The 20780-nt window shown below is 62.8% G+C and carries 22 protein-coding genes and 1 tRNA gene; 15 read left to right on the top strand and 8 right to left on the bottom strand.

Going from position 1 to position 20780, the window contains the following annotated elements:
• Positions 1 to 60 precede the first annotated feature (60 nt).
• From LU493_RS10590 to tal, 4 genes are read left to right on the top strand one after another with little or no spacing between them, the layout of a single operon-like run.
• Positions 61 to 693, top strand: a complete 633-nt coding sequence (locus LU493_RS10590) for a nucleoside triphosphate hydrolase (RefSeq protein WP_275287764.1) — start codon at positions 61 to 63, stop codon at positions 691 to 693.
• A 51-nt stretch (positions 694 to 744) separates the two neighbouring features.
• Positions 745 to 2220 carry a mannitol dehydrogenase family protein gene (locus LU493_RS10585; protein WP_275287763.1) on the top strand — a complete coding sequence of 492 codons (1476 nt, stop codon included), beginning with the start codon at positions 745 to 747 and terminating at the stop codon, positions 2218 to 2220.
• A gap of 11 nt (positions 2221 to 2231) precedes the next feature.
• A complete protein-coding gene (gene xylB, locus LU493_RS10580; RefSeq protein WP_275287762.1) occupies positions 2232 to 3725 on the top strand; it encodes a xylulokinase in 1494 nt (497 codons plus the stop codon).
• Between the two features lie 27 nt (positions 3726 to 3752).
• Positions 3753 to 4703 (top strand): transaldolase, encoded by a 951-nt coding sequence (gene tal, locus LU493_RS10575; RefSeq protein WP_275287761.1) that lies wholly within the window; start codon positions 3753 to 3755, stop codon positions 4701 to 4703.
• A gap of 38 nt (positions 4704 to 4741) precedes the next feature.
• On the opposite strand, the gene LU493_RS10570 is transcribed toward tal, so the two are convergent.
• Positions 4742 to 4945 (bottom strand): hypothetical protein, encoded by a 204-nt coding sequence (locus LU493_RS10570; RefSeq protein WP_275287760.1) that lies wholly within the window; start codon positions 4943 to 4945, stop codon positions 4742 to 4744.
• Between the two features lie 406 nt (positions 4946 to 5351).
• Between LU493_RS10570 and LU493_RS10565 the strand changes: the two genes are divergently transcribed.
• Positions 5352 to 6413, top strand: a complete 1062-nt coding sequence (locus LU493_RS10565; RefSeq protein ID WP_275287759.1) for an HlyD family secretion protein — start codon at positions 5352 to 5354, stop codon at positions 6411 to 6413.
• On the top strand, positions 6403 to 7548 hold the full coding sequence (locus LU493_RS10560) for a DUF2955 domain-containing protein (protein WP_275287758.1): 1146 nt from the start codon (positions 6403 to 6405) through the stop codon (positions 7546 to 7548). Before LU493_RS10565 ends, LU493_RS10560 begins: the two co-directional genes overlap by 11 nt.
• Positions 7549 to 7553: 5 nt before the next feature.
• On the opposite strand, the gene LU493_RS10555 is transcribed toward LU493_RS10560, so the two are convergent.
• Genes LU493_RS10555 through LU493_RS10545 form a run of 3 tightly spaced genes read right to left on the bottom strand, consistent with a single transcriptional unit; the run spans position 7554 to position 10312 of the window.
• A complete protein-coding gene (locus LU493_RS10555; protein WP_275287757.1) occupies positions 7554 to 8813 on the bottom strand; it encodes a TRAP transporter large permease in 1260 nt (419 codons plus the stop codon).
• Entirely contained in the window at positions 8810 to 9313 is a 504-nt protein-coding gene (locus LU493_RS10550; protein ID WP_428994557.1) for a TRAP transporter small permease, read from the bottom strand. Before LU493_RS10550 ends, LU493_RS10555 begins: the two co-directional genes overlap by 4 nt.
• Positions 9314 to 10312: a TRAP transporter substrate-binding protein gene (locus LU493_RS10545; protein ID WP_275287756.1), complete on the bottom strand. Its 999-nt coding sequence runs from the start codon at positions 10310 to 10312 to the stop codon at positions 9314 to 9316.
• A 196-nt stretch (positions 10313 to 10508) separates the two neighbouring features.
• Here LU493_RS10545 and LU493_RS10540 point away from each other — a divergent pair, with 196 nt between their 5' ends.
• A complete protein-coding gene (locus tag LU493_RS10540) occupies positions 10509 to 10814 on the top strand; it encodes a hypothetical protein (RefSeq protein ID WP_275287755.1) in 306 nt (101 codons plus the stop codon).
• 161 nt (positions 10815 to 10975) lie between these two features.
• Here LU493_RS10540 and LU493_RS10535 read toward each other — a convergent pair whose 3' ends face one another.
• A complete protein-coding gene (locus tag LU493_RS10535) occupies positions 10976 to 11536 on the bottom strand; it encodes a YqhA family protein (protein WP_275287754.1) in 561 nt (186 codons plus the stop codon).
• A 228-nt stretch (positions 11537 to 11764) separates the two neighbouring features.
• Between LU493_RS10535 and LU493_RS10530 the strand changes: the two genes are divergently transcribed.
• Positions 11765 to 12730: a zinc-binding metallopeptidase family protein gene (locus LU493_RS10530; RefSeq protein ID WP_275287753.1), complete on the top strand. Its 966-nt coding sequence runs from the start codon at positions 11765 to 11767 to the stop codon at positions 12728 to 12730.
• A 224-nt stretch (positions 12731 to 12954) separates the two neighbouring features.
• Here LU493_RS10530 and LU493_RS10525 read toward each other — a convergent pair whose 3' ends face one another.
• From LU493_RS10525 to LU493_RS10515, 3 genes are all read right to left on the bottom strand, one after another.
• Positions 12955 to 13146: a hypothetical protein gene (locus LU493_RS10525; protein ID WP_275287752.1), complete on the bottom strand. Its 192-nt coding sequence runs from the start codon at positions 13144 to 13146 to the stop codon at positions 12955 to 12957.
• A 174-nt stretch (positions 13147 to 13320) separates the two neighbouring features.
• Positions 13321 to 14334 (bottom strand): fatty acid desaturase, encoded by a 1014-nt coding sequence (locus LU493_RS10520; RefSeq protein WP_275287751.1) that lies wholly within the window; start codon positions 14332 to 14334, stop codon positions 13321 to 13323.
• 235 nt (positions 14335 to 14569) lie between these two features.
• Positions 14570 to 14646: transfer RNA gene (locus LU493_RS10515), tRNA-Pro, on the bottom strand.
• Between the two features lie 199 nt (positions 14647 to 14845).
• On the opposite strand from LU493_RS10515, the gene LU493_RS10510 reads away from it, so the two are divergent.
• From LU493_RS10510 to LU493_RS10480, 7 genes are all read left to right on the top strand, one after another.
• Positions 14846 to 15220, top strand: a complete 375-nt coding sequence (locus LU493_RS10510; protein ID WP_275287750.1) for a CidA/LrgA family protein — start codon at positions 14846 to 14848, stop codon at positions 15218 to 15220.
• A complete protein-coding gene (locus LU493_RS10505) occupies positions 15217 to 15948 on the top strand; it encodes an LrgB family protein (protein ID WP_275287749.1) in 732 nt (243 codons plus the stop codon). Before LU493_RS10510 ends, LU493_RS10505 begins: the two co-directional genes overlap by 4 nt.
• A gap of 237 nt (positions 15949 to 16185) precedes the next feature.
• Entirely contained in the window at positions 16186 to 16359 is a 174-nt protein-coding gene (locus tag LU493_RS10500; RefSeq protein ID WP_275287748.1) for a DUF2970 domain-containing protein, read from the top strand.
• A gap of 138 nt (positions 16360 to 16497) precedes the next feature.
• Positions 16498 to 17613 (top strand): cytochrome c oxidase subunit II, encoded by a 1116-nt coding sequence (coxB, locus tag LU493_RS10495; protein ID WP_275287747.1) that lies wholly within the window; start codon positions 16498 to 16500, stop codon positions 17611 to 17613.
• A 43-nt stretch (positions 17614 to 17656) separates the two neighbouring features.
• On the top strand, positions 17657 to 19291 hold the full coding sequence (gene ctaD, locus LU493_RS10490; RefSeq protein ID WP_275287746.1) for a cytochrome c oxidase subunit I: 1635 nt from the start codon (positions 17657 to 17659) through the stop codon (positions 19289 to 19291).
• Between the two features lie 22 nt (positions 19292 to 19313).
• On the top strand, positions 19314 to 19901 hold the full coding sequence (locus tag LU493_RS10485; protein WP_275287745.1) for a cytochrome c oxidase assembly protein: 588 nt from the start codon (positions 19314 to 19316) through the stop codon (positions 19899 to 19901).
• Positions 19898 to 20761, top strand: a complete 864-nt coding sequence (locus tag LU493_RS10480) for a cytochrome c oxidase subunit 3 (protein ID WP_275287744.1) — start codon at positions 19898 to 19900, stop codon at positions 20759 to 20761. The genes LU493_RS10485 and LU493_RS10480 overlap by 4 nt, the downstream gene beginning before the upstream one ends.
• Positions 20762 to 20780: the final 19 nt, after the last annotated feature.

Here is a 20780-nt window from a genome sequence, read left to right as displayed (position 1 = left end):
CCGAGTTTTCGGACGAGTCTTGCTACGAGATATACGAAGGCAGGCAGGAGACAAGCCGAAATGACGCCCAACATCCATGAGGTGGCGGCACGGGTGCTGGAGACGGCGGGGGATAGCCGTCGCTTCATCGTGGCCCTGGCGGGGCCGCCCGCCGCCGGCAAGTCCTTCCTGTCGGGTTGGCTGTGCCGGGAACTCAATGCCCGTCAGGCCGGCTGCGCGGCGGTGGTGCCCATGGATGGCTACCACTTCGACAACGCCGTGCTGGAACCGCGCGGGCACTTGCCCATCAAGGGCGCGCCGGAAACCTTCGATACAGAGGGCTTGCGGTGCGACCTGGCGAGGTTGAAACGTGCCGATCGGGAGGTCGCCGTGCCGGTGTTCGACCGGCCCCTGGACCTGGCTCGGGCCGGCGGTCGGCTGATCGCGACCGGGCACCGCATCGTCATCATCGAGGGCAACTACCTGCTGCTCGACGAAGGTCCCTGGCCGATGCTGCGCAATGACTTCGACTTCAGCCTGTTCCTCGAGGTGCCCGACGAGGTGCTCGAGGCGCGTCTGATCGAACGCTGGCGTGACATGGGGCAGGACCAGGCCGGTGCCATCGAGCGTACCCGGCACAAGGACATGCTCAATGCCCGGTTGATCAAGACACGCTCGGTGGCCGCCGACCTGCACTGGGCCACGAGCGACTGAGCCCCACTTTCTCACATGACGCCATTGCCACGAGCGGCAGGAGACCCTTTCATGACTCGACTCAACAACGCCAACCTGGATCAGCTGGCTTCCGAGGTCGCCACACCCGGCTACGATCGTGGCGCCGTTACCCCCGGCATCGTCCACATCGGTGTCGGCGGCTTCCACCGTGCTCATCAGGCGATGTATCTGGATGCGCTGATGCGTCGAGGAGAGGCACTTGACTGGGGGATCGTCGGCGTCGGTGTGATGCCCGGCGATCGCCGCATGCAGCAGACTCTGGCTGCCCAGGATCATCTGTATACCCTGATGGTCAAGCACCCCGACGGTAGCCTCGAGCCCAGGGTGATCGGCTCGATGATCGACTATCGGTTCGCGCCGGACGACCCGGAGGCGGTGATCGAGGCCATGGCCGATCCGGCCATTCGTATCGTCTCGCTGACGGTGACCGAGGGCGGTTACAACGTCCATCCGGTGAGTGGTGACTTCAACCTCGAGGATGACGATGTACGCCATGACCTGGCCGAGCCGGGGGCGCCCCGGACCTCGTTCGGGCTGGTGGTCGAAGCGCTCGCCCGACGACGGCAGCGTGGTGCGACGCCATTCACGGTGATGTCCTGCGACAATATCCAGGGCAACGGCGATGTCGCTCGGCGCATGTTCGGTGCCTTCGCCAGGGCTCGTGACACCGGGCTCGGGGCCTGGATCGAGGCCGAGGTACCGTTCCCCAATTCCATGGTCGATCGCATCACTCCGGTGACGGCGCCGGCGGATATCGAGGAACTGTCGGCCCGCTTCGCGCTCGAGGATGACTGGCCGGTGGTCTGCGAGCCTTTCACCCAATGGGTGCTGGAGGATCGCTTCGCGTCGGGGCGTCCGGCTCTCGACAAGGTCGGTGTGCAACTGGTCGAGAATGTCGAGCCCTATGAATTGATGAAGCTTCGCCTGCTCAATGCCAGTCATCAGGCGTTGTGCTATTTCGGTTATCTGGCCGGGTATCGCTATGCCCACGAAGTCTGCCGGGATCCGTTGTTCGTCGATTTCCTGATGGACTACATGGTGAAGGAGGCGACGCCGACGCTGGCCGCGTTGCCCGGTGTCGACCTGGAGGCGTACCGACGGACCCTGATCGAGCGCTTCGCCAACCCGGAGATCAAGGACACTCTGGCGCGCCTGTGTGCCGAGAGTTCCGATCGTATTCCCAAATGGCTGCTGCCGGTCGCTCGCGATCAGCTTGCCAATGGCGGCGATGTGCATCGAGCGGCGGCGGTGGTGGCCAGCTGGGCGCGCTATGCCGAGGGCACGGACGAAAACGGGGAGCCTATCGAGGTGGTCGACCGCCTCAAGGACTCCCTGACAGCGGTGGCCGCGGTGAATCGAGAACGGCCGACGGCCTTCATCGAGAACCGCGAGCTGTTCGGTGACCTGGCCGATCACCCGCGTTTCCGCGACGCTTATCGAGAGACGCTCGAGAGTCTGCACGAGCGGGGCGCACGCGCTACCCTTGGGACGCTGGTTCGAGCTTGAGGGAGAACGGGATGTATATCGGTGTGGATTGCGGTACCCAGAGTACCAAGGTAGTGGTGGTGGACGTGGACGCGGGTCGCCTGCTTGGCGAGGCGAGCCGCCCCCATCGTCTCGACGAGGGCGACAACGGGCGCCGCGAGCAGCATCCCGAGGATTGGATCGCCGCCTTCCGGGGGGCTTTTCAGGCTGCCGTGGCCGAGGCGCGTATCGATCCCCGTGAGGTTCGTGCCATCGGTGTTTCCGGCCAGCAGCACGGTATGGTGGCGCTGGATGAAGCCGGCGAGCCGTTGTATCCGGCCAAACTGTGGTGCGATACCGAAACCTCCACGCAGAATGACGCCCTGATCGAGCGGCTCGGCGGTGAGGCCGGTTGTCTGGACAAGCTCGGTCTGGTGCTGCAGACCGGCTATACCGCTTCGAAGGTGGCCTGGTTGCGTGAAACCCGGCCGACGATCTATCGGCGCATTGCCACCCTGTTGCTGCCCCATGATTATCTCAATTTCTGGCTCACCGGCGAGCGGGTGGCCGAGGCGGGGGATGCCTCGGGTACCGGTTATTTCGATACCCACCGTCGTTGCTGGCGGCATGATGTCTTCGCCGAGATCGCCCCGGAGCTCGACGCCGAGCGAGTGTTGCCGCGGTTGATCGAGTCCGACGAGCCGGCCGGCGTCGTGCGCCCGGCGCTGGCTCGCGAGCTGGGGCTCGCCGAGGGTGTCCTGGTAGCCAGTGGCGGGGGCGACAACATGCTCGGCGCCATCGGCACCGGCAATATCGCGCCGGGCCTGGTGACCTTGAGCCTGGGCACGTCCGGTACAGTATGCGCCTATTCGGACGAGCCCGTACCCGTCGAGGACGCCATGGTGGCCAACTTCTGCGCCAGCAGCGGCGGCTGGCTGCCGCTGATCTGCACCATGAACGTGACCTCGGCGACCAACCGGGTACGTGAACTCTTCGGCCTCGACCTGGTGGGGTTCAATGACCGGCTCGATCGGGCACCGATCGGTGCCGAGGGGGTGACGACCCTGCCGTTCTTCAACGGTGAACGGGTGCCGCCGCTACCTCAGGCATCGGCCAGCTTTCTGGGGATGACCAGTGTCAATACCACGCCGGCCAACCTCTGCCGATCGGTGGTCGAGAGCGCGACCTTCGGTATGCGCTATGGCCTCGAGAGGCTCGGCAAGCTGGCGGCGGGGGCCAGTCAGATCCGCCTGATCGGCGGTGGTGCAAGGAGTCCTGCGTGGCGCCAGATCGTTGCTGATGTGACGGGCACGCCGGTGGTCTGTCCCCAGGTCACCGATGCCGCGGCGCTGGGAGCGGCGCTGCAGGCAGCCTGGTGCGATCGCCGACGGACGACGAGCCTGTCGACCCTGTGCGAGCGGCTGGTGCACCTCGACCAGACGGCTGCCACCGAGCCGCTGCCGGCGAATGTCGAGGCTTACCACCAGGCATATGGTCGCTACCGCGAGGCGTTGCAACGACACTATCGTATCCCCGACACCCCCTGATTTCCGACACCCATGAGGAGGATCGACATGACCACGCGACTCGATGCCTTGAAGGATCACTCCCTGGTGGTGGCCGACACCGGCGACCTGGAGGCGATTCGTCGCTACCGTCCCCAGGACGCCACGACCAATCCCTCGCTGTTGCTCAAGGCGTTCGATCTGGCGGCCTATCAGCCGTTGATCGATGAGGAACTGGCCGTCATCGAAGGCAGCGATGAAACGGCCGTGGCGCGGGCCGTGGACCGACTTGCCGTGGCCAAGGGCTGCGAGATTGCCAGGCTGATCCCCGGACGGATTTCCACCGAAGTGCCGGCATCGTTGTCCTTCGATACCGAAGCCAGCGTGCGCAAGGCGCATGAGTTGATCGAGGCTTATGACGAGCGTGGCGTGGGCCGCGAGCGTATCCTGATCAAGCTGGCCTCGACCTGGGAAGGCATCCGTGCCGCCGAGCGACTGGAGCGAGAGGGCATCAACTGCAACCTGACCTTGCTGTTCAGCGATGCTCAGGCGCGGGCCTGTTTCGATGCCGGCGTGACCCTCGTTTCACCCTTCGTCGGTCGCGTTACCGACTGGTACAAGCAGGCGACCGGGCGGGATTATGGCCCCGAGGAAGATCCCGGCGTGCGTTTCGTGCGTGGTGTCTGCCGCCGCGTGGTGGAAGGAGGGTTCGATACCGTGGTGATGGGAGCGAGCTTTCGTACCGTCGACCAGGTGCTGGCGCTGGCCGGCTGTCCCCGCCTGACCATCTCGCCGGCACTGCTCGAGGAACTGGCCTCGAGCGAGGGTGACGTGGCGCCGGCGGTCACGATGGGCGGTGATCAAGGAGCTCGTCCGACGCCGATCGACGAAGCGACATTCCGCTGGGAACACAATGCCGATGCCATGGCCAACGACAAGCTGGCCGAGGGGATCCGCCGGTTCGCCGAGGATCACGACGCCCTGGCCCGGCGAATCGCCGAGCGACTGGCCGCTTCATGATGTCGTCCCGAGCCGGGGCAGGCCCCGGCTCCCGCGACTCAGCGGCTTTCGGGGACCTCTCCGGGCACGCGATAGCGCGGTTCTTCCTGCCGGCGTTCCTGTTCGGTCCTGGTGTCGTCCTCGGCGGGCACGCCCCAGACGGTTTCGCGGCTTCCATCCGGCCATGAGTAGGTGGTGCAGCCGCCCGACAGCATGGCTGTCAGCATGATCGAGACGAGCAACAGGCGTTTCGTGAATCTCATGGGGGACTCCTGGAGATGGTCCAGCGGGCCTGGGAAGGCACTGAATAAATGCCTGCGCGGGCAAATCGCGTCGCTATAGCCACCATCCTGGGCGGCTACCCTGGGGGCCCGTCTAAAGACGGTTCAAATTCGCTCCCGGCGAATTGGTGCGCGGTGCTCGAAGCCGCCACATATACCTCATATGCTCCGACTCCTGTGCTCCGCTCGTCGATTGATCAGCGCTTCCCTGGATAGTGGGCATATGGCCGATCTTAATGGACACCAGCCCTGTCGAATACCGTTCCGTGAGCACGGTGTGGTGACGACGTTGTTTTTAGCAGGCTAACAATCCTGCTAACATTACGCCCCTTCGAGCCGCTGGCGGCGCCAGCCGGCCAGGGGAGCTAGAGTTCACAGGAATCAATCGATGTCTCCAGATCAGCGTTTCGCGCGCTGGGTCCGCGTCGCGATCGTGGCCTTCTGCGTGCTGTTTATCTATTTCGTACTCGCCGACACCTATATGCCGATGACCCCGGAGGCTCGAGTATTGCGCCCGGTAGTGCAGGTCGCGCCCGAGGTTGGCGGTCGCGTCGATTCCGTTGCCGTGGTGAACAACCAGCGTGTCGAGCAGGGCGACGTGCTGTTCGGGATAGATCGCGATCCCTATGAGCTGGCGCTGCATGAAGCGCGTCTGGCGCGCGACGCGGTCAGCCGAGACAATGCCTTGATCGAGGCCGACCTTGCCGAGGCTCGGGCCAATCGCGAGTCGGCCCGGGCGATCGCCGAGGAGTTGACCTCCGAACGCCGGCGGGCCGAGTCGCTTCTCGATCGGCACGGCATTTCACGTCAGCGGTTCGACCAGGTTGCCGCCGACGAGCGTGAAGCTCGGGCCTCGGTGGAGGCGGCGCAGGCCCGTATCCGTCATCTCACGGTCAAGCTCGGCAAGCGTGGCGAGGGCAATCTGCAGCTGCGCCAGGCAGATAACGCCATCGAGCAGGCTGAACTCGACCTGTCGCGTACCCTGGTGCGTGCCGAGCGGCCCGGTGTGGTGTCCAACCTCCAGTTGCGGGAAGGCGATTATGCCACTCAGGGGCAGCCGGCGCTGGCCCTGGTGGGGGATCGACTCGACCTGGTCGCCGACCTCCGCGAGAAGAGCCTGCGACATGTGCGGAAAGGCGAGCCAGCACGGGTGGTGTTCGATGCCTTGCCGGGCAAGGTCTTTGCAGCGCGGGTGGTATCCAGGGATGCCGGGGTGAGGGCCGGTCAGCTCACGGCCGATGGCAGCCTGGCGGATATTCCCACCACCGATCGCTGGGTGCGCGATGCACAACGCGTGCGTGTGCATCTCGAAGTCGAAGCCCCTCCCGAGCCTCTGCCCGTCAGCGGTGCCCGGGCCACTGTGCAGCTGTTGCCCGAAGCCAACCCCCTGGCGAGCCTGTTCGGTGGGCTGCAGATCCGCCTGATGTCCTGGTTGCATCATGTCTACTGAGCCGCGTTCACGCACGAGTCTCGCGGGGCTCGGCCATGGCGTGCGTCGCTTGCTGGTGCGCTCGCTGGGGCTGGTGATGCCGCATCGCGGCGACGGGCCCGGGATAGAGTCGGGGGAGTCGCGCTTCGCTCCCAATGACCTGCGCCAATGCCTGCGTGTTGCCTGTGGTGCGGGCATCGGCTTCTTGATCAGCCATTTGATGGGTTGGAACTACGGGGTCTTTTTCACGGTCTTCCCGATGTTCATGCTGGGCATGATCCCGGTGTTCAATGCGCATGTGGTGCGTCAGTTTCTCGGCAACGCCTGTCTCAACGTGGTCGAAGTGAGCCTGGTGGTGGGGTTGACGCAGCATATGCCCGTGGTCATGACCGGCCTCGTGTTTCTGCTGTTCTATGCGCGCTTCAGACTGATGGCGAAGGGGCCCTTGTTCGTGTTCGGCGCCAATGGGGTCCTGACCTTGAGCGTGTTGATGCACTTCGCCAGTTATCCGACCCTGGACCTCGCCGACCTTCTGGCCAGCAATCTGGTGGCCAGCCTGCTCGCCGTGGTCATCGCCGCCGTGATGCACTGGGTGTTTCCCGACGTCGCGCCGCGTCAACGGCCGCCGGGAGAGGACAAGTCGGCGGCTCTGGTACGTCACCAGACGCTGATCGGGGCCATCACGGCGACGCTGTCCTTCGTGGTGTTCCAGACGCTGGATCTACAGGACTCGTTGTCGGCGCAGATGGCTACCATCCTGATCCTGTTCTCGCTGGGCTATCACGGTGCACGGGTTTCCGCCGTCAAGCGGGCCGTGGGCACCCTGCTGGGCTGCAACATGGCGATCATCCTGCAACTGGTGCTGTTCACCCAGAGCGACCACCTGCTGCTGGTACTGGTCAGCTACTGGATCGGCCTGATGCTCTTCGCGCGGGTGCACCTGCTCGAGGGTGGCGGTTCCGGAGTGGGCTTCGGCGGAATGACGACGCTGGGGATTCTCTATGGCCAATACCTCGGGCCCAACCAGGACTTCTTCTATGATGCCCTGTACCGTTTCAGTTCGATGTGCGTGGCCCTGGTTGCCACCCTGGTGGTGATGGCGGTGCTGCATCGCCTGCTGAACGCGTCCGAGCTGACCCGGGCGCATGTCGACTGAGAGGATCAGCCGGATACGCCCAGCCAGAGCGGCACATAGACCACCAGCAACAGCACCGCGATCAAGCCCAGCAGATAGGGCAGAATGGCCCGAGTGATGCGCTCCAGCGGCAACTGGGTGACCGAGGAAGCCACATAGAGGTTGATGGCCACCGGCGGGGTGATCATGCCGATGGAGAGTCCGACGACGATGATCAGCCCGAAGTGGATCGGGTCGATGCCCAGCTGGGCCGTCAGCGGCAACAGTACCGGTGTCAGGATGATCAGGGCGCTGGCGGTTTCGATGAACACGCCGGTCAGCAGGATCACCGCCACGACCAGCAGCATGATCACATAGGGGCTGGTCGACAGTGACAGGACGGACTGGGCGATGGCGGTGGGGACCTGGGCGCTGGAGAGCGTCCAGCTGAGCGCCGCCGAGGTGGCGATGACCAGCATGATCACCGAGGTGGTGATGGCCGAGCGAATGAGGATCCGGTAGATGTCCCCGAGGGTCAGGTCGCGATAGACGAACAGCGACACCAGCAGGGCATAGTTGACGGCGACCACGGCGGCTTCGCTGGGCGTGAATATGCCGGAAAAGATGCCCCCGAGAATGATGACCGGCGTCATCAGTCCCCAGAAGGCGCCCTTGAAGGTCCGTCCGATGACCGCCGCCGAGAGCGCTTGTCCACGCGGATAGGCGCGGCGGTGGGCCTGGACGATGGCGATGCTCGCCAGGCCGATGCCCATGGCCAGGCCCGGCAGGAAGCCGCCGAGAAACAGCTTGGAGACCGACTGCTGGGCGATCACTGCATAGATGATCATTGGCACCGAGGGAGGAATGACCACGCCGATGGTGCCGCTGGCAGCGATCAGGCTGGCCGCCGAGGCTGGATCGTAGCCCTTGCGCTTGAGTTCCGGTACCAGACTCGTGCCGACCGCCGCGGTGGTGGCGGCGCCGGAGCCGGAGATGGCTGCGAAGAACATGCCGGCCAGTACCGAGACGATCGACAGGCCACCGCGGAGAAAGCCGAACAGGCTGTCGGCGAAGTCGACCAGCTTCTCGCTGACCTTGCCCTGGGCCATCAGGTCGCCGGTGAGAATGAACATGGGCACCGCGACGAGCGCGAAGGCATTGACCCCCTGAAACATCTGCTGGGCGAGTACCAGCAGTGGCGTTCCCCCGTGCCACAAGGCCAGCAGGGTACCGGCGCCGATGGCCAGGGCAATCGGGACACCCAGCAGCATGAGTGCCAGGAATGAGCACAACAGCAGGGTGGTCATTCGTCGGTCTCCCCGGTAGTGCGACGCCGCCCCCGGACCAGCAATGACAGGATATCCAGCAGGGTGGTCCAGCTCATCAAGGCCGCGCTCAGCGGGATGACGGCATAGACCCAGGTCATCGACAGGCGTAGCGAGGCCGACTTCTGGAAACTCTGCATCTGCATGTAGCGATAGCCGATGATCACCAGAGCCACCAGAAAGGCCAGGGCCGCGACGCCGGCGAGCAGCCGCATCAGGCGTTGCGGTCGGCCGGGCAGGGCCTCGACCACGAAGTCCACGGCGATATGGCGTCCGCCGCGATAGGCGAGCGTGGCGGCGAGGAAGGTGATCCATACCAGCAGGAAACGCGCGACCTCCTCGGTCCACCCGAGGGCGGTGAAGAAGACACGCGAGACGATCTGCAGGGTGATGACGCCGACCATCGCCGCCATTCCGGCGAAGACGACAGGGCGAGTGGCGGCGTCGATGCCCCGCTCAAGCCGTTCGAGCAGGGGCAGCACTTATTCCAGTGCCTCCCGGATACGCGGCAGGTAGTCCCCGAACTGCTCGGCGTACTGGTCGTAGACCGGTGTCACGGCGTCCTGGAAGGCCGGGATATCGGGCGAGGATTCGATCTGCAGGCCGGCATCGCGCAGTTCGGCCAATTGCTCGGTGCGCATGGCGGCGTTCTGCTCGCGTTCATACTCGGCGGCATCCTGGGCGGACGATTCGATCGCCTGCTGAGCGGCCTCGGGCAGTTGCTGCCAGACCGGCATGCCCATGACGAAGATCGCCGGCGCATAGGTGTGACGTGTCAGGGTCATGTAATCCTGGGTCTCGTTGAGCTTGAACGAGTGGATCACGTTGACCGGATTCTCCTGGCCGTCGATCGTGCCCTGCTGCATGGCGGTCAGCGCCTCGGTCCAGGCCATCGGCACGGCATTGGCGCCCAGTTCGCGGAAGGTGTCGACGTAGACGGGGTTCTCCATCACGCGGATGCGCAGGCCGTCCAGATCCTCGGGCGAGCTGACCGGGTGGGCACTGTTGGTCAGGTTGCGAAAGCCGCGCTCGGCATAGGCGAGTCCCTTGAGGTTGACGTCGCCAAGCCTGTCGAGCAGTTCCTGTCCGATGGGGCCATCGAGCACTCCATAGGCTTCTTCGGGAGAGGAGAACAGGAAGGGCAGTTCGAAGACCGCCATCTCTTCGACGAAGTTGGCGACCGGACCATTGGTGATCACGCCCATGTCCACGGTGCCGATCTGCATGCCTTCGAGCAGGGTGCGTTCGTCGCCCAGGGTGGCGTTGGGGTAGAGGTCGATGGTCACCGCGCCGTCGGTGCGTTCGGCAACCAGTTCCTTGAATTTCTCGGCAGCGATATGAAAGCCATCCTGCTCGTTGACCACATGGGCCAGACGGAGGGTGACGGGTTCGATGTCGGTGCTGTCCTGGGCCTGGACGGAAGTGGCGCCCAGCAGGGCGGCCAGGCCGAGCGCCAGCGTGCCTTTGGGAAAGGTCGTCATTAGGGTGTCCTTGAAGTCCGCTGTGTCATGGAAACACGGTTTTTCAGCGTTTCCTTATGGGTTGTGTCTATTATCGAGGCGGATTGCTGAGGATGCCGAGTCAGACGGCTGCGGTCAATTGCAGGCTTATCATGCATCATGGCGCTCATGGATGGCCGGTGTCGGATGGCCGCGCGATGGCAGAAGGGGAAGCAGGATGGATATGACGCTCGTCGAACATATGTGGATCGCGGTCGTCGTGCAGCTGGGCCTGGCAGGTTTCCTGGGGCTCAGGGGAGCGGGCGTGGCGGCCGTGATGGTGTTTCTCGGTCGGGAAATCGCGCAGAACGAGTTCGAGGCGTTGCGGCTTCCCGAATACGCCGACATGAGCCTGGCCACCTTGCCCTGGTGGGCGGGACTTCGGCATGGCTGGGGGCTGGGGTCGGTGCTGGATGTCGTCGCCCCGGCGCTGGCCTGTTGCCTGGTCGCACTGCTGTGGCGGGCATGGCGGCGGTGGCGTTGAACCATGCCGTTGCGCTATCGCTGCTCTGGCCGGTGGTCGTTGCCGACCTGCGCGCCTGGTTCTCGGAGGCCAGGCACCATCATACATGGTGGTCATGGTCGTGGTTTCTGCCCGCCGGGATCGACCCGGCGGGGAGGTGCTAATGACCGGTGAGGCTGGTTTCATTCTATCTTGTGCGCCAAGGCCATCAGGTAAAGTGCTATGGCCAGGGCGAGCACGGAGAGTGCGAGATAGATGGCATCCAGAGGGGTGTCGAACTGTATTTCCACGACGGCCCGAAAAAATTCGATGATCACTGCCAGGATGACGACTCGAGCGATCTTGTCCTTGAGCTGGTCCAGCGACTGAACGTTGAACGGGTGGGTGAACGCATGCTCTTCTACAGGCTCTATGCGTGATACGAAGAGCTTGTAGACACCTATCCCGAAGATCATCAAGACCAGTGCAATCAGGTAAATATCGATGGCTACAACGATGTCGGTGACGATGATCTTGTGAAGATCGGGGTCCCCTTCCAGGTAGCGATGCCATGTCTCGAGTACTAGTGAAATGATGTCCAGAGTGGCAAGAAGGAACAGCACCAGAGCACCGAGCAATGCGGGGATCACCGCCAGTAGTACCATTAGCCGCGATTGCCACAGGACGTATTCGAATCGTTGCTCGAACCGGCTGCGTGGCGTGCTGGAGCCTGGATCTTGCCCAGGTGGTTGTTCGTCGCTCATGCCAGTCCTCCTGATGGTCCTGCTATTCGTTGCTCGAAGTACACCGCATTGGGTGTTGCATCGTCCAGGCCCTGATCGGAGCTTGGCGCCTGCGCCGAATGTTGGGGGGCATATCAGAGGGTCTCTGACAGCGTTCCAAATGATTTGACACCTGTCCGGGAGAAGAGAAGTATGAATTCATGACTTTCGGGCCCTGTGCCCTGCTGTTCTTCCGGAGTTCCATACGGTATGCGCGTTTTTGCCAATCCAGTCGGTTCCGGATCACTTTGGTTCGACAACCTCGCCACTGCCGACGGCACCCCCGTTGCTTATGATCCCCAGGCACGGGCCTTCCTGCCTATGCCGCCTTTCTGCGCCAACAGGGATGTCATCGGTTGCAACTGGATTGCGCCTGCTCAGGATGCCTTCTGTCGATCCTGCGCCATGACGGCGCTGGCTCCAGATACCGCTATACCCGGCGCTATCCCCAACTGGGCACAGACTGAGGCTGCCAAGCGTTGGGCGCTCGACAACCTGGGGCGCTGGCACTGGTTCCGGCCAGAGGACCCGGGGGCGCGCCCCGTCTTTCACTTGCTTGCCGAGGGCCCGACGCCCGTGCTCATGGGGCATGTCGAAGGTGTGGTGACGATCAGCGTGGCGGAGGCTGATCCGGTCCTGCGCGCCACTCGACGCCAAGCGCTCGACGAGCCCTACCGCACGATGATTGGACATATGCGCCATGAGATAGCGCATATGCTCTGGTGGAGACTTAGTCTGCGCGACGATTTCCTCGATGCCTTCCGCGTCATGTTCGGCGACGAGCGGGCGGATTACCCCGTTGCGCTCCAGCGCTACTACCATGACGGCCCTCCACCCGATTGGAGACAACGCTTCCTGACCGCCTACGCTTCCGCGCACCCGCATGAGGACTGGGCCGAGACCGCCGCGCATCTGCTGCATCTGACCGATATTACCGATAGCTTCGTTGCCGCGGGCTTGTCATTGCCTGAGCTGCCGAACCCGGGCTGGGACCCATACTCGGAACCGGATGCCGAGCGCCTGATCCATGTGGCGACTTCCCTCGCAGTGGGCGTCAATCATGTCAACCGCTCCATGGGGCTATCCGATCTCTACCCCTTCGTGCTGTCGGAGGCCGCGCGCTGTAAACTCGCCTTCGTGCATGACTGGTTGCGACGAGGTGCGCAGGGGCGTTAACCCCTGAAACTGCCTGCACTCGGCGCCGGTTTTCGCCTTGCCTTGCGGCCTACATGGATGCGGGGATGGTGTTGGCCCGCCGGGGGCGGGCCCTGGTCTTCGTCCGTCGGCTTTTCGGGTAGTGCCTGGCGATGAAAATGTCGTCATCGTGCACGGCCACCGGTGTTTCTGGAAACGTTCTCGGGGACTCTGAACGCCACAGGTGCTGAATGGATGGCCTTCATTCAGTCGGTCAGTTTTCTTGTGACCGTGCAGTGGCACACCCCGTCCTCGATGCTATCGATGCGGACAACAACCGGGCGATCCTCGGCCAGGTCTTCGGTGAACAGAAGCCAGGTGTTTGAATCGAACCCTCGCACGTATTCCTTGCCGACTTCAGGCTTCTCGATCTGATGCGTGCCGATCTGCGTGGTCATGCCAACCTCGAGGCGGTGTATATCTTGCATGGGTGCCACCTGTACCAACGAAAATGAAATACTCGCTGCCATGGTACATGGCGCGCTGAGCAGCCGCTCATGGACTTTTCCTATATGTATACCCAGTATAGCATTGCGTCGCTCTCGGGTTCGCGTGTATCGCCTGCCATCTTCTCAGACATTCGCCTCCCTGAAACTCACCAATCGGTGCTTCTCCTCGTCCCACAGGGCCAGGCGCACGGAGGCAAGGCTCTGCCATAGGGTAAGACGGCCGATACCCCGGAGTTCGGGATGGTCGCGCAGCACATCCGGCAGGCGGTAGAAGGGGATGCGGGTGCATAGGTGATGGACATGGTGCACCCCGATGTTGGCGGTGAACCAGCGCAAGATGCCGGGCAGGTCATAGTGTGAACTACCGTGCAGTGCCGCCTCCTGGAAAGTCCAGTCGGGGTCGTGCTCCCAGAAGGTATCCTCGAACTGGTGCTGGACATAGAAGAGCCAGACCCCGATCGTGCCGGCGATCAGCGTGATCGGCAGCTGCACGAGCAGGAAGGGGCCGATGCCCACCAGCCACATCATGGCGGCGACAAGGACCAGGATTGCCGCATTGGTCGCCATGGTGCTCAGCCAAGGCATCCAGCCTGCGCGCATGAAGCCCACCGGCAACCGATTGTCCAGCAGAAACAAATACGCAGGGCCGAGGGCGAAGAGGACGAAGGGGTGACGATAGAGCCGGTAACGCAGCCTCTTGTTGCGCGGCAGGGCGCGGAATTCCTCTACCGTCAGGGTGTCGATGCCACCGATACGCGGACGGTCGAGGTTGCCGGAATGGGCATGATGGTGCCTGTGGGCATGGCGCCAGAAGTCGAAGGGCGTCAAGGTCAGCACGCCGATCGCCCGTCCGACCCAGTCATTGGCACGCCTCGAGGGAAAGAAGGCGCCATGGCTGCAGTCATGCTGGATCATGAACAGGCGTACGAGAAAGCCCGCGGCGGGCAGGGTGAGCATCAGGCCGAACCAGTAGCCGGCGTTCAGTGCCGCCCAGGAGAGGATCCAGAGCAGGGCGAAAGGAATCAGCGTGACCAGCAGTTCGATGATGCTGCGCGTGATGCGTGGCGTGCGGTAGTCTCCCAGGGCGCGCATGAGGGCGCGCGGTTCGCTGGCGAGATCGTGTCCTGGGGTTCCCATCTGCGGGCTCCTGCCGGGTTCAGGAGGCTATCGAAGACCCCGACAGTCTCCTGAATTCAGTATAACACTGAGGCACATGGGACATATATGGGGCAAGCCGATGCCGTTTCAGGGTATTGGTGATGATGCGGGTGCTCGGCAGGGTCTGCACAGGGCCATCATCGGGGAGAAGCTCTCGTCCAACGCAAAACCGCCACTCGGCATGACCCGTGAGTGGCGGTTTTACATGATATTCTGGTCGGAGCGACTGGATTCGAACCAGCGACCTTTGCAACCCCATTGCAACGCGCTACCAAGCTGCGCCACGCTCCGATTTCATTCCTCGATCGACCCTTGGTGCCTGAGGCCTCCCCGAGAACGAGGCGTATACTAGCGCGTTCATGACCAAATGAAAAGCCCCTTTTGCGCTTTTGTTTCAATTGCTTGGCCAATGGCGCCAGGATGGTGTCCGGCTGCATGGCTTTGCCACAATACCTCATTGTGGAACGAGGCGATGAGTCGGGAGGCGAGGATGCCATTGATCATGGGGATGAGCATGCTGCTGGCATGCCAGATGCTGGGGGAACTGGTGACACGGGGGCTGGCGTTGTCGGTACCCGGGCCGGTGATCGGCATGGTGATTCTGCTTGCGGCCTTGATGGCGAGGGGCAAGGTGCCGTCGAGTCTCAGGGTGACCGGTGAAGGTCTGCTGCGTTACCTGACATTGCTGTTCGTGCCGGCGGGTGTCGGACTGATGGTGCATGGCACCTTGATCGGGGCCGACCTGCTGCCGATCGTGGTGACGCTGGTGGGGTCCACGGCCGTTACCCTGGCGGTGACCGCCTGGGTGTTGTCGCGACTGCAGCGCCGGGGCAGGCGTGAAGGTAGCGAGGAGGGGAGAGCATGAATGTGGCGGCCCTGGATCAGCTGTGGGTCTATCTTTCCGGCAACCCGCTGCTGTCGTTATTGGTGACGCTGCTGGCGTTCATGGTGGCAGTACGTCTCAATCGTGCGCTGGGCGGGACGCCCTTGCTGCATCCGGTCACCTTGTCCATCGCGATCCTGATCGGTTTCCTGCTGCTGGTCGACATGGATTACGCCACCTATTTCGAGGGGGCTCAATTCATCCACTTCCTGCTGGGGCCGGCCACGGTGGCTCTGGCGATCCCTCTCTACGATCACCGCGAGCGTGTCCGACGCCTGTTGGGGCCGCTGCTGCTGGCCTGTGTCGCGGGTATCGTGACGGCGGTGGCCAGCACCATCGGTCTGGCGATGCTGTTCGGCGTTCGACACGAAACCTTGCTGTCATTGGCGCCACGTTCTGTCACGTCCCCCATCGCCATGGGGATCGCCGAGCAGATCGGGGGAATACCGTCGCTGGCGGCGGGACTGGTATTGCTGACGGGGTCCATCGGTTGCGCCCTCGGACCGGGGATCTTTCGTCTACTGAGGATCACCGACCCGGCGGTGCAGGGTTTCACCATGGGCTTGTCGGCCCATGGTTTCGGAACGGCTCATTCCTTTGCCCGTCTGGGGGCGGTGGCGGGCGCCTTCTCGGGTCTTTCGATGGGGCTGACCGGCCTGCTGACCGCCTTTCTCCTGCCGTTGATCACGCGACTCCTTGGCCTGAACTGATGTGTTTCGCGTTGCCATCATCGGGTACAGCGATGCCCGGATGGTCTACGCTTTGTCTGAAAACTGGCTGCGCTTGCTCATCCAGCGTTAAAAATCGACTCAAAATACTCATTTACACGGCGTAAACTCCGTCTTTTCGTCGATTTTTGCCTTGTCTGACCATCGCTCGCCGACTTTTCAGACAAAAAAGCTTGGGGTCAAGAGTCAGGAAACGGTACGCATCGATGGAGGTGGGCAATGTGGCGAGTGATCAAATCGGTCCTGGCGGCCTTCTTCGGGGTGCAGAAGGAGAGCCGCCGACACGAGGACTTCTCGCGGGGTCGGGCCTCGCACTTCATCATCGCCGGCATCTTGATGGGCCTGGCACTGGTGCTGTTGATCGCCCTGGTGGCGTCGTTGGCCGCCCGATAGGGCCGCTCGGTTGTCAGATCGTTGAGAGCCGCGTTTATGAGCCCGCAGCAGAGCGGTCCGTGACGAATGCCGAGGCTCTTCTATACTCGATCAAGTAGCGGCTAATACAACAACAATGTTCGAGAGGAGGCGATGCGCATGCGGCGAGTGTGGACAGCGGGATTGGCCGCCTGCTCGGGGCTGTCGGGAAGTGTGCTGGCCAATGGCTGGAACATGCCGGTCGGTGTCACCGATGTCAGTCGCGAGATTCATTCTTTGCACATGACGATCTTCTGGATCTGTGTCGTCATCGGCGTCGTTGTCTTCGGCGCGATGTTCTATTCGCTGTTTCGCTATCGCCGGTCGCGTGGTGCCAAGGCTGCCAACTTCCACGAACATACCACCGTGGAAGTCATCTGGACCCTGATTCCGATCCTGATCCTGGTCGCCATGGCGATTCCCGCTACCGCGACGCTCAAGACGATGTATGACGCCTCCGAGGCCGATCTGGACGTCATGGTCACCGGCCAGCAATGGCGCTGGCGTTATTCCTATCTCGGCGAGGACGTCGCCTTTACCTCCAATCTGGCGACATCTCGCTCCCAGGTCAGCGGGGAGAGCGCGAAGGACGAGAACTATCTGCTCGAGGTCGATGAGCCACTCGTGCTGCCGGTGGATCGCAAGGTACGCCTGCTGATGACGTCGGACGATGTCATCCATTCCTGGTGGGTACCGGACCTTGCCGTCAAACAGGATGCCGTGCCGGGCTTCGTCAACGAGAATTGGGTACGTATCAATGAGCCGGGGATCTATCGCGGCCAGTGTGCCGAGCTGTGCGGTCGTGATCACGCCTTCATGCCGGTGGTCGTCAGGGCGGTAGAGCCCGAGCGTTTCGACGAATGGCTGGCCGAGCGCAAGGAGGCCGCCGCTCAGGCCGAACTGGGTGTGGATCGCGAGTGGGAACTGGATGAGTTGATGGAACGGGGCGAGCAGGTCTATGGCACGATCTGTGCCTCCTGTCACCAGCCCGACGGCTCCGGAAGCCCGCCGGCCTTCCCGGCACTGGCCGGTAATCAGGCAATGCTGGAGGATCCGGACTACCACATTGACACCGTGGTCAACGGTGTGTCCGGGTCGGCGATGCCGGCCTTCCGCAGCACCCTGAACGCGGTGGAGCTGGCCGCGGTGATTACCTATGAGCGTAATGCCTGGGGCAATGAAACCGGCGAGGCCATACAGCCGGCGGATATTGCCGAGCTGCTCGACGAACAATAGGGCGCACGCTTTTCTCGATGACGGATACCGAGGGGGATAGACCATGGCTTCGCACCTGCCTCCCAGACCCACCGCCCAGCATAGTCAGGCCGATGCCGGCGGCATGGCGGCGGACGAGCACCATCACGGGCCGCGAGGCCTGAAGCGCTGGTTGCTGACCACCAATCACAAGGAGATCGGTTCCCTGTATCTGATCTTCTCGCTGAGCATGTTCTTCATCGGTGGCATCTTTGCCATGGTGGTCCGGGCGGAGTTGTTTCAGCCCGGCCTGCAGCTGGTGCAGCCGGAGTTCTTCAATCAGATGACCACCATGCATGGCCTGATCATGGTGTTCGGCGCGGTCATGCCGGCGTTCGTCGGGTTGGCGAACTGGATGGTGCCATTGCAGATCGGCGCCCCCGACATGGCATTGCCGCGTCTCAACAACTTCAGCTTCTGGCTGCTGCCGGTGGCCTTTGCGTTGCTGCTTTCCACCCTGGTAATGCCGGGCGGGGCGCCCGATTTCGGCTGGACCTTCTATGCGCCGCTCTCGACCACCTATGCGCCGCCGTCCACGACCTTCTTCATCTTCTCGCTGCACCTGGCAGGCATCAGTTCGATCCTTGGTGCCATCAATATCATCGCGACCATTCTCAATCTGCGGACGCCAGGCATGCGCATGATGGACATGTCGTTGTTCGTATGGACCTGGTTGATCACCGCCTTCCTGTTGATCGCCGTGATGCCGGTACTGGCCGGGGTGATCACCATGATGTTGCTGGACATCAATTTCGGCACCAGTTTCTTCAATGCCGCCGGTGGGGGGGACCCGGTGCTCTTCCAGCATCTGTTCTGGTTCTTCGGACACCCGGAGGTCTACATCATGATCCTGCCGGCCTTCGGCATCGTCTCGGTGATCATCCCGACCTTCGCCCGCAAGCGCCTGTTCGGCTATGCCTCCATGGTCTATGCCACGGCGTCCATCGCGATTCTCTCTTTCCTGGTCTGGGCTCATCACATGTTCGTCGTGGGCCTGCCTCTGGTGGCGGAGCTGTTCTTCATGTACAGCACCATGCTGATCGCCGTGCCTACCGGGGTGAAGGTGTTCAACTGGATCACTACCCTGTTTCGAGGTTCCCTGACCTTCGAACCGCCGATGCTGTTTGCCCTGGCCTTCGTGGTGCTGTTCACCATCGGTGGCTTTTCGGGGCTGATGCTGGCCATCTCGCCGGCCGACTTCCAGTATCACGATACCTATTTCGTGGTCGCGCATTTCCACTATGTGCTGGTGCCCGGGGCAGTGTTCGCCATCATGGCGGGGGTCTATTACTGGTTGCCCAAGTGGACCGGTCACTATCCCCATACGCGCCTGTCGCAGTGGCACTTCTGGCTGTCGGTGATCGGCGTGAACCTGACCTTCTTCCCCATGCACTTCGCCGGGCTTGCCGGCATGCCGAGGCGGATCCCGGACTATGCCCTGCAGTTTGCCGACTTCAACATGATTACCAGTATCGGGGCCTTCATGTTCGGGATCTCGCAGTTGCTCTTCGTGGCGGTGGTGGTGCTCTGCGTGCGCGGTGGCGAGAAAGCGCCGGCCAAGGCCTGGGACGGTGCCGAGGATCTCGAGTGGACGGTCCCGAGCCCGGCGCCGCTGCATACCTTCGAGACGCCGCCCCGCTTCGAGCCGGATCGGCACTGATGGCTGACGCCGGGAGGCATGCATGACGGGGCAACATAGCGGAGACACGCGCAAGGGTATAAGGCGGACCGTGGCGAGGACCCTGGTGGCGCTGGCCGGGATGTTCGTCTTCGCCTTTGCCCTGGTGCCCTTGTACGACGTCTTCTGCCAGGTCACCGGGCTCAATGGCAAGACCTCGAACCAGGCCCAGGCGCTGGTTCACGAAGCCGCCGACCAGGATCGAGTGGTGACCATGCAGATCATCACCCGAGGGAGTTCCGGGTTGCCGTGGTCGCTGGAGGCGCATACCCGTCAAGTCCGGGTACATCCGGGACAGAGTGCCGAGGTTGACTTCACGTTCGAGAACCTGGGTGACGAGGTTAGTGTGGCCCGCGCGGTGCCCAGCGTGTCGCCCTCGGAAGCGTCGCTGCATCTTCGCAAGCTGGCGTGCTTCTGTTTTCAGAATCAACGACTTGCACCGGGCGAGCGTTTCGAGGCGCCCCTGGTCTTCCAGTTGACGCGGGACCTGCCGGACGACATCAAGACGGTCACGCTGGTCTATACCCTCTATCGGCAGGACGCGGGACCGTCCCGGGAAAACGGGACACAAGCGCTAGGAGGTGATGCATGAGCGGTGGCAGCTATTACGTACCCGCATCGAGCAAGTGGCCGGTGCTGGGTTCCCTGGCACTGGGTGCCATGATGATCGGTACCGGCGTGGTGCTGGTGCACGGTTCTTCCGGTATGCCGATCATGGTGATCGGTCTGATCGGGATCCTGGCAGTGATGGCCTTGTGGTTCCGTGACGTGATTCATGAATCCCGACAGGGCCTCTACGATGCCCAGATGGATCGTTCCTTCCGCTGGGGGATGGGGTGGTTCATTTTCTCCGAGGTCATGTTCTTTGCCGCGTTCTTCGGCGCCCTGTTCTATATCCGGACCTTCGCGTTGCCATGGCTCGACGGTGAGGGGGCCAAGGGAGTCGCTGCGCTGCTCTGGCCCGATTTCACGGCTTCCTGGCCATTGCTCGAGCCGCCGGACACGGCCATTCAGGGGCCTCATCAGACCTTCAGTCCCTGGCACTTGCCGCTGGTCAATACCCTGATTCTGGTGGGTTCCAGCATCACCTTGACGGTGGCGCACGAAGGCCTCAAGGAAGGGCACCGCGATACGGCACGCCACTGGTTGACGCTGACCGTGCTGCTGGGACTGTGTTTCATCGCGATTCAAGGCCTCGAGTATCGGGAGGCCTACGTCCATTACGGCATCACCCTGCAGGCGGGGATCTACGGCGCAACCTTCTTCTTGCTGACAGGCTTTCATGGCGCCCATGTGATCGTCGGCACCCTGATTCTTATCGCCATCCTGGCACGGGTACAACGCGGGCACTTTTCCGAGGAGCATCACTTCGGGTTCGAAGCGGCGGCCTGGTACTGGCACTTCGTGGATGTGGTCTGGATTGGTCTCTTTACCTTCGTCTATGTCTTCTGAGCCGATGAGGCTCGGTGCC

Source organism: Halomonas elongata (genome assembly GCF_029081005.1).
Classification (GTDB): domain Bacteria; phylum Pseudomonadota; class Gammaproteobacteria; order Pseudomonadales; family Halomonadaceae; genus Halomonas; species Halomonas elongata_B.
This window is presented reverse-complemented; position numbering and strand designations above follow the sequence as displayed.

What these genes read in the sequence shown, in the direction of transcription:
- LU493_RS10590 (WP_275287764.1), top strand. Translation starts at nt 61, where the DNA reads ATGACGCCCAACATCCATGAGGTGGCGGCACGGGTGCTGGAGACGGCG.
- LU493_RS10585 (WP_275287763.1), top strand. Translation starts at nt 745, where the DNA reads ATGACTCGACTCAACAACGCCAACCTGGATCAGCTGGCTTCCGAGGTC.
- xylB (WP_275287762.1), top strand. Translation starts at nt 2,232, where the DNA reads ATGTATATCGGTGTGGATTGCGGTACCCAGAGTACCAAGGTAGTGGTG.
- tal (WP_275287761.1), top strand. Translation starts at nt 3,753, where the DNA reads ATGACCACGCGACTCGATGCCTTGAAGGATCACTCCCTGGTGGTGGCC.
- LU493_RS10570 (WP_275287760.1), bottom strand. Translation starts at nt 4,945, where the DNA reads ATGAGATTCACGAAACGCCTGTTGCTCGTCTCGATCATGCTGACAGCC.
- LU493_RS10565 (WP_275287759.1), top strand. Translation starts at nt 5,352, where the DNA reads ATGTCTCCAGATCAGCGTTTCGCGCGCTGGGTCCGCGTCGCGATCGTG.
- LU493_RS10560 (WP_275287758.1), top strand. Translation starts at nt 6,403, where the DNA reads ATGTCTACTGAGCCGCGTTCACGCACGAGTCTCGCGGGGCTCGGCCAT.
- LU493_RS10555 (WP_275287757.1), bottom strand. Translation starts at nt 8,813, where the DNA reads ATGACCACCCTGCTGTTGTGCTCATTCCTGGCACTCATGCTGCTGGGT.
- LU493_RS10545 (WP_275287756.1), bottom strand. Translation starts at nt 10,312, where the DNA reads ATGACGACCTTTCCCAAAGGCACGCTGGCGCTCGGCCTGGCCGCCCTG.
- LU493_RS10540 (WP_275287755.1), top strand. Translation starts at nt 10,509, where the DNA reads ATGGATATGACGCTCGTCGAACATATGTGGATCGCGGTCGTCGTGCAG.
- LU493_RS10535 (WP_275287754.1), bottom strand. Translation starts at nt 11,536, where the DNA reads ATGAGCGACGAACAACCACCTGGGCAAGATCCAGGCTCCAGCACGCCA.
- LU493_RS10530 (WP_275287753.1), top strand. Translation starts at nt 11,765, where the DNA reads ATGCGCGTTTTTGCCAATCCAGTCGGTTCCGGATCACTTTGGTTCGAC.
- LU493_RS10525 (WP_275287752.1), bottom strand. Translation starts at nt 13,146, where the DNA reads ATGACCACGCAGATCGGCACGCATCAGATCGAGAAGCCTGAAGTCGGC.
- LU493_RS10520 (WP_275287751.1), bottom strand. Translation starts at nt 14,334, where the DNA reads ATGGGAACCCCAGGACACGATCTCGCCAGCGAACCGCGCGCCCTCATG.
- LU493_RS10510 (WP_275287750.1), top strand. Translation starts at nt 14,846, where the DNA reads ATGCCATTGATCATGGGGATGAGCATGCTGCTGGCATGCCAGATGCTG.
- LU493_RS10505 (WP_275287749.1), top strand. Translation starts at nt 15,217, where the DNA reads ATGAATGTGGCGGCCCTGGATCAGCTGTGGGTCTATCTTTCCGGCAAC.
- LU493_RS10500 (WP_275287748.1), top strand. Translation starts at nt 16,186, where the DNA reads ATGTGGCGAGTGATCAAATCGGTCCTGGCGGCCTTCTTCGGGGTGCAG.
- coxB (WP_275287747.1), top strand. Translation starts at nt 16,498, where the DNA reads ATGCGGCGAGTGTGGACAGCGGGATTGGCCGCCTGCTCGGGGCTGTCG.
- ctaD (WP_275287746.1), top strand. Translation starts at nt 17,657, where the DNA reads ATGGCTTCGCACCTGCCTCCCAGACCCACCGCCCAGCATAGTCAGGCC.
- LU493_RS10485 (WP_275287745.1), top strand. Translation starts at nt 19,314, where the DNA reads ATGACGGGGCAACATAGCGGAGACACGCGCAAGGGTATAAGGCGGACC.
- LU493_RS10480 (WP_275287744.1), top strand. Translation starts at nt 19,898, where the DNA reads ATGAGCGGTGGCAGCTATTACGTACCCGCATCGAGCAAGTGGCCGGTG.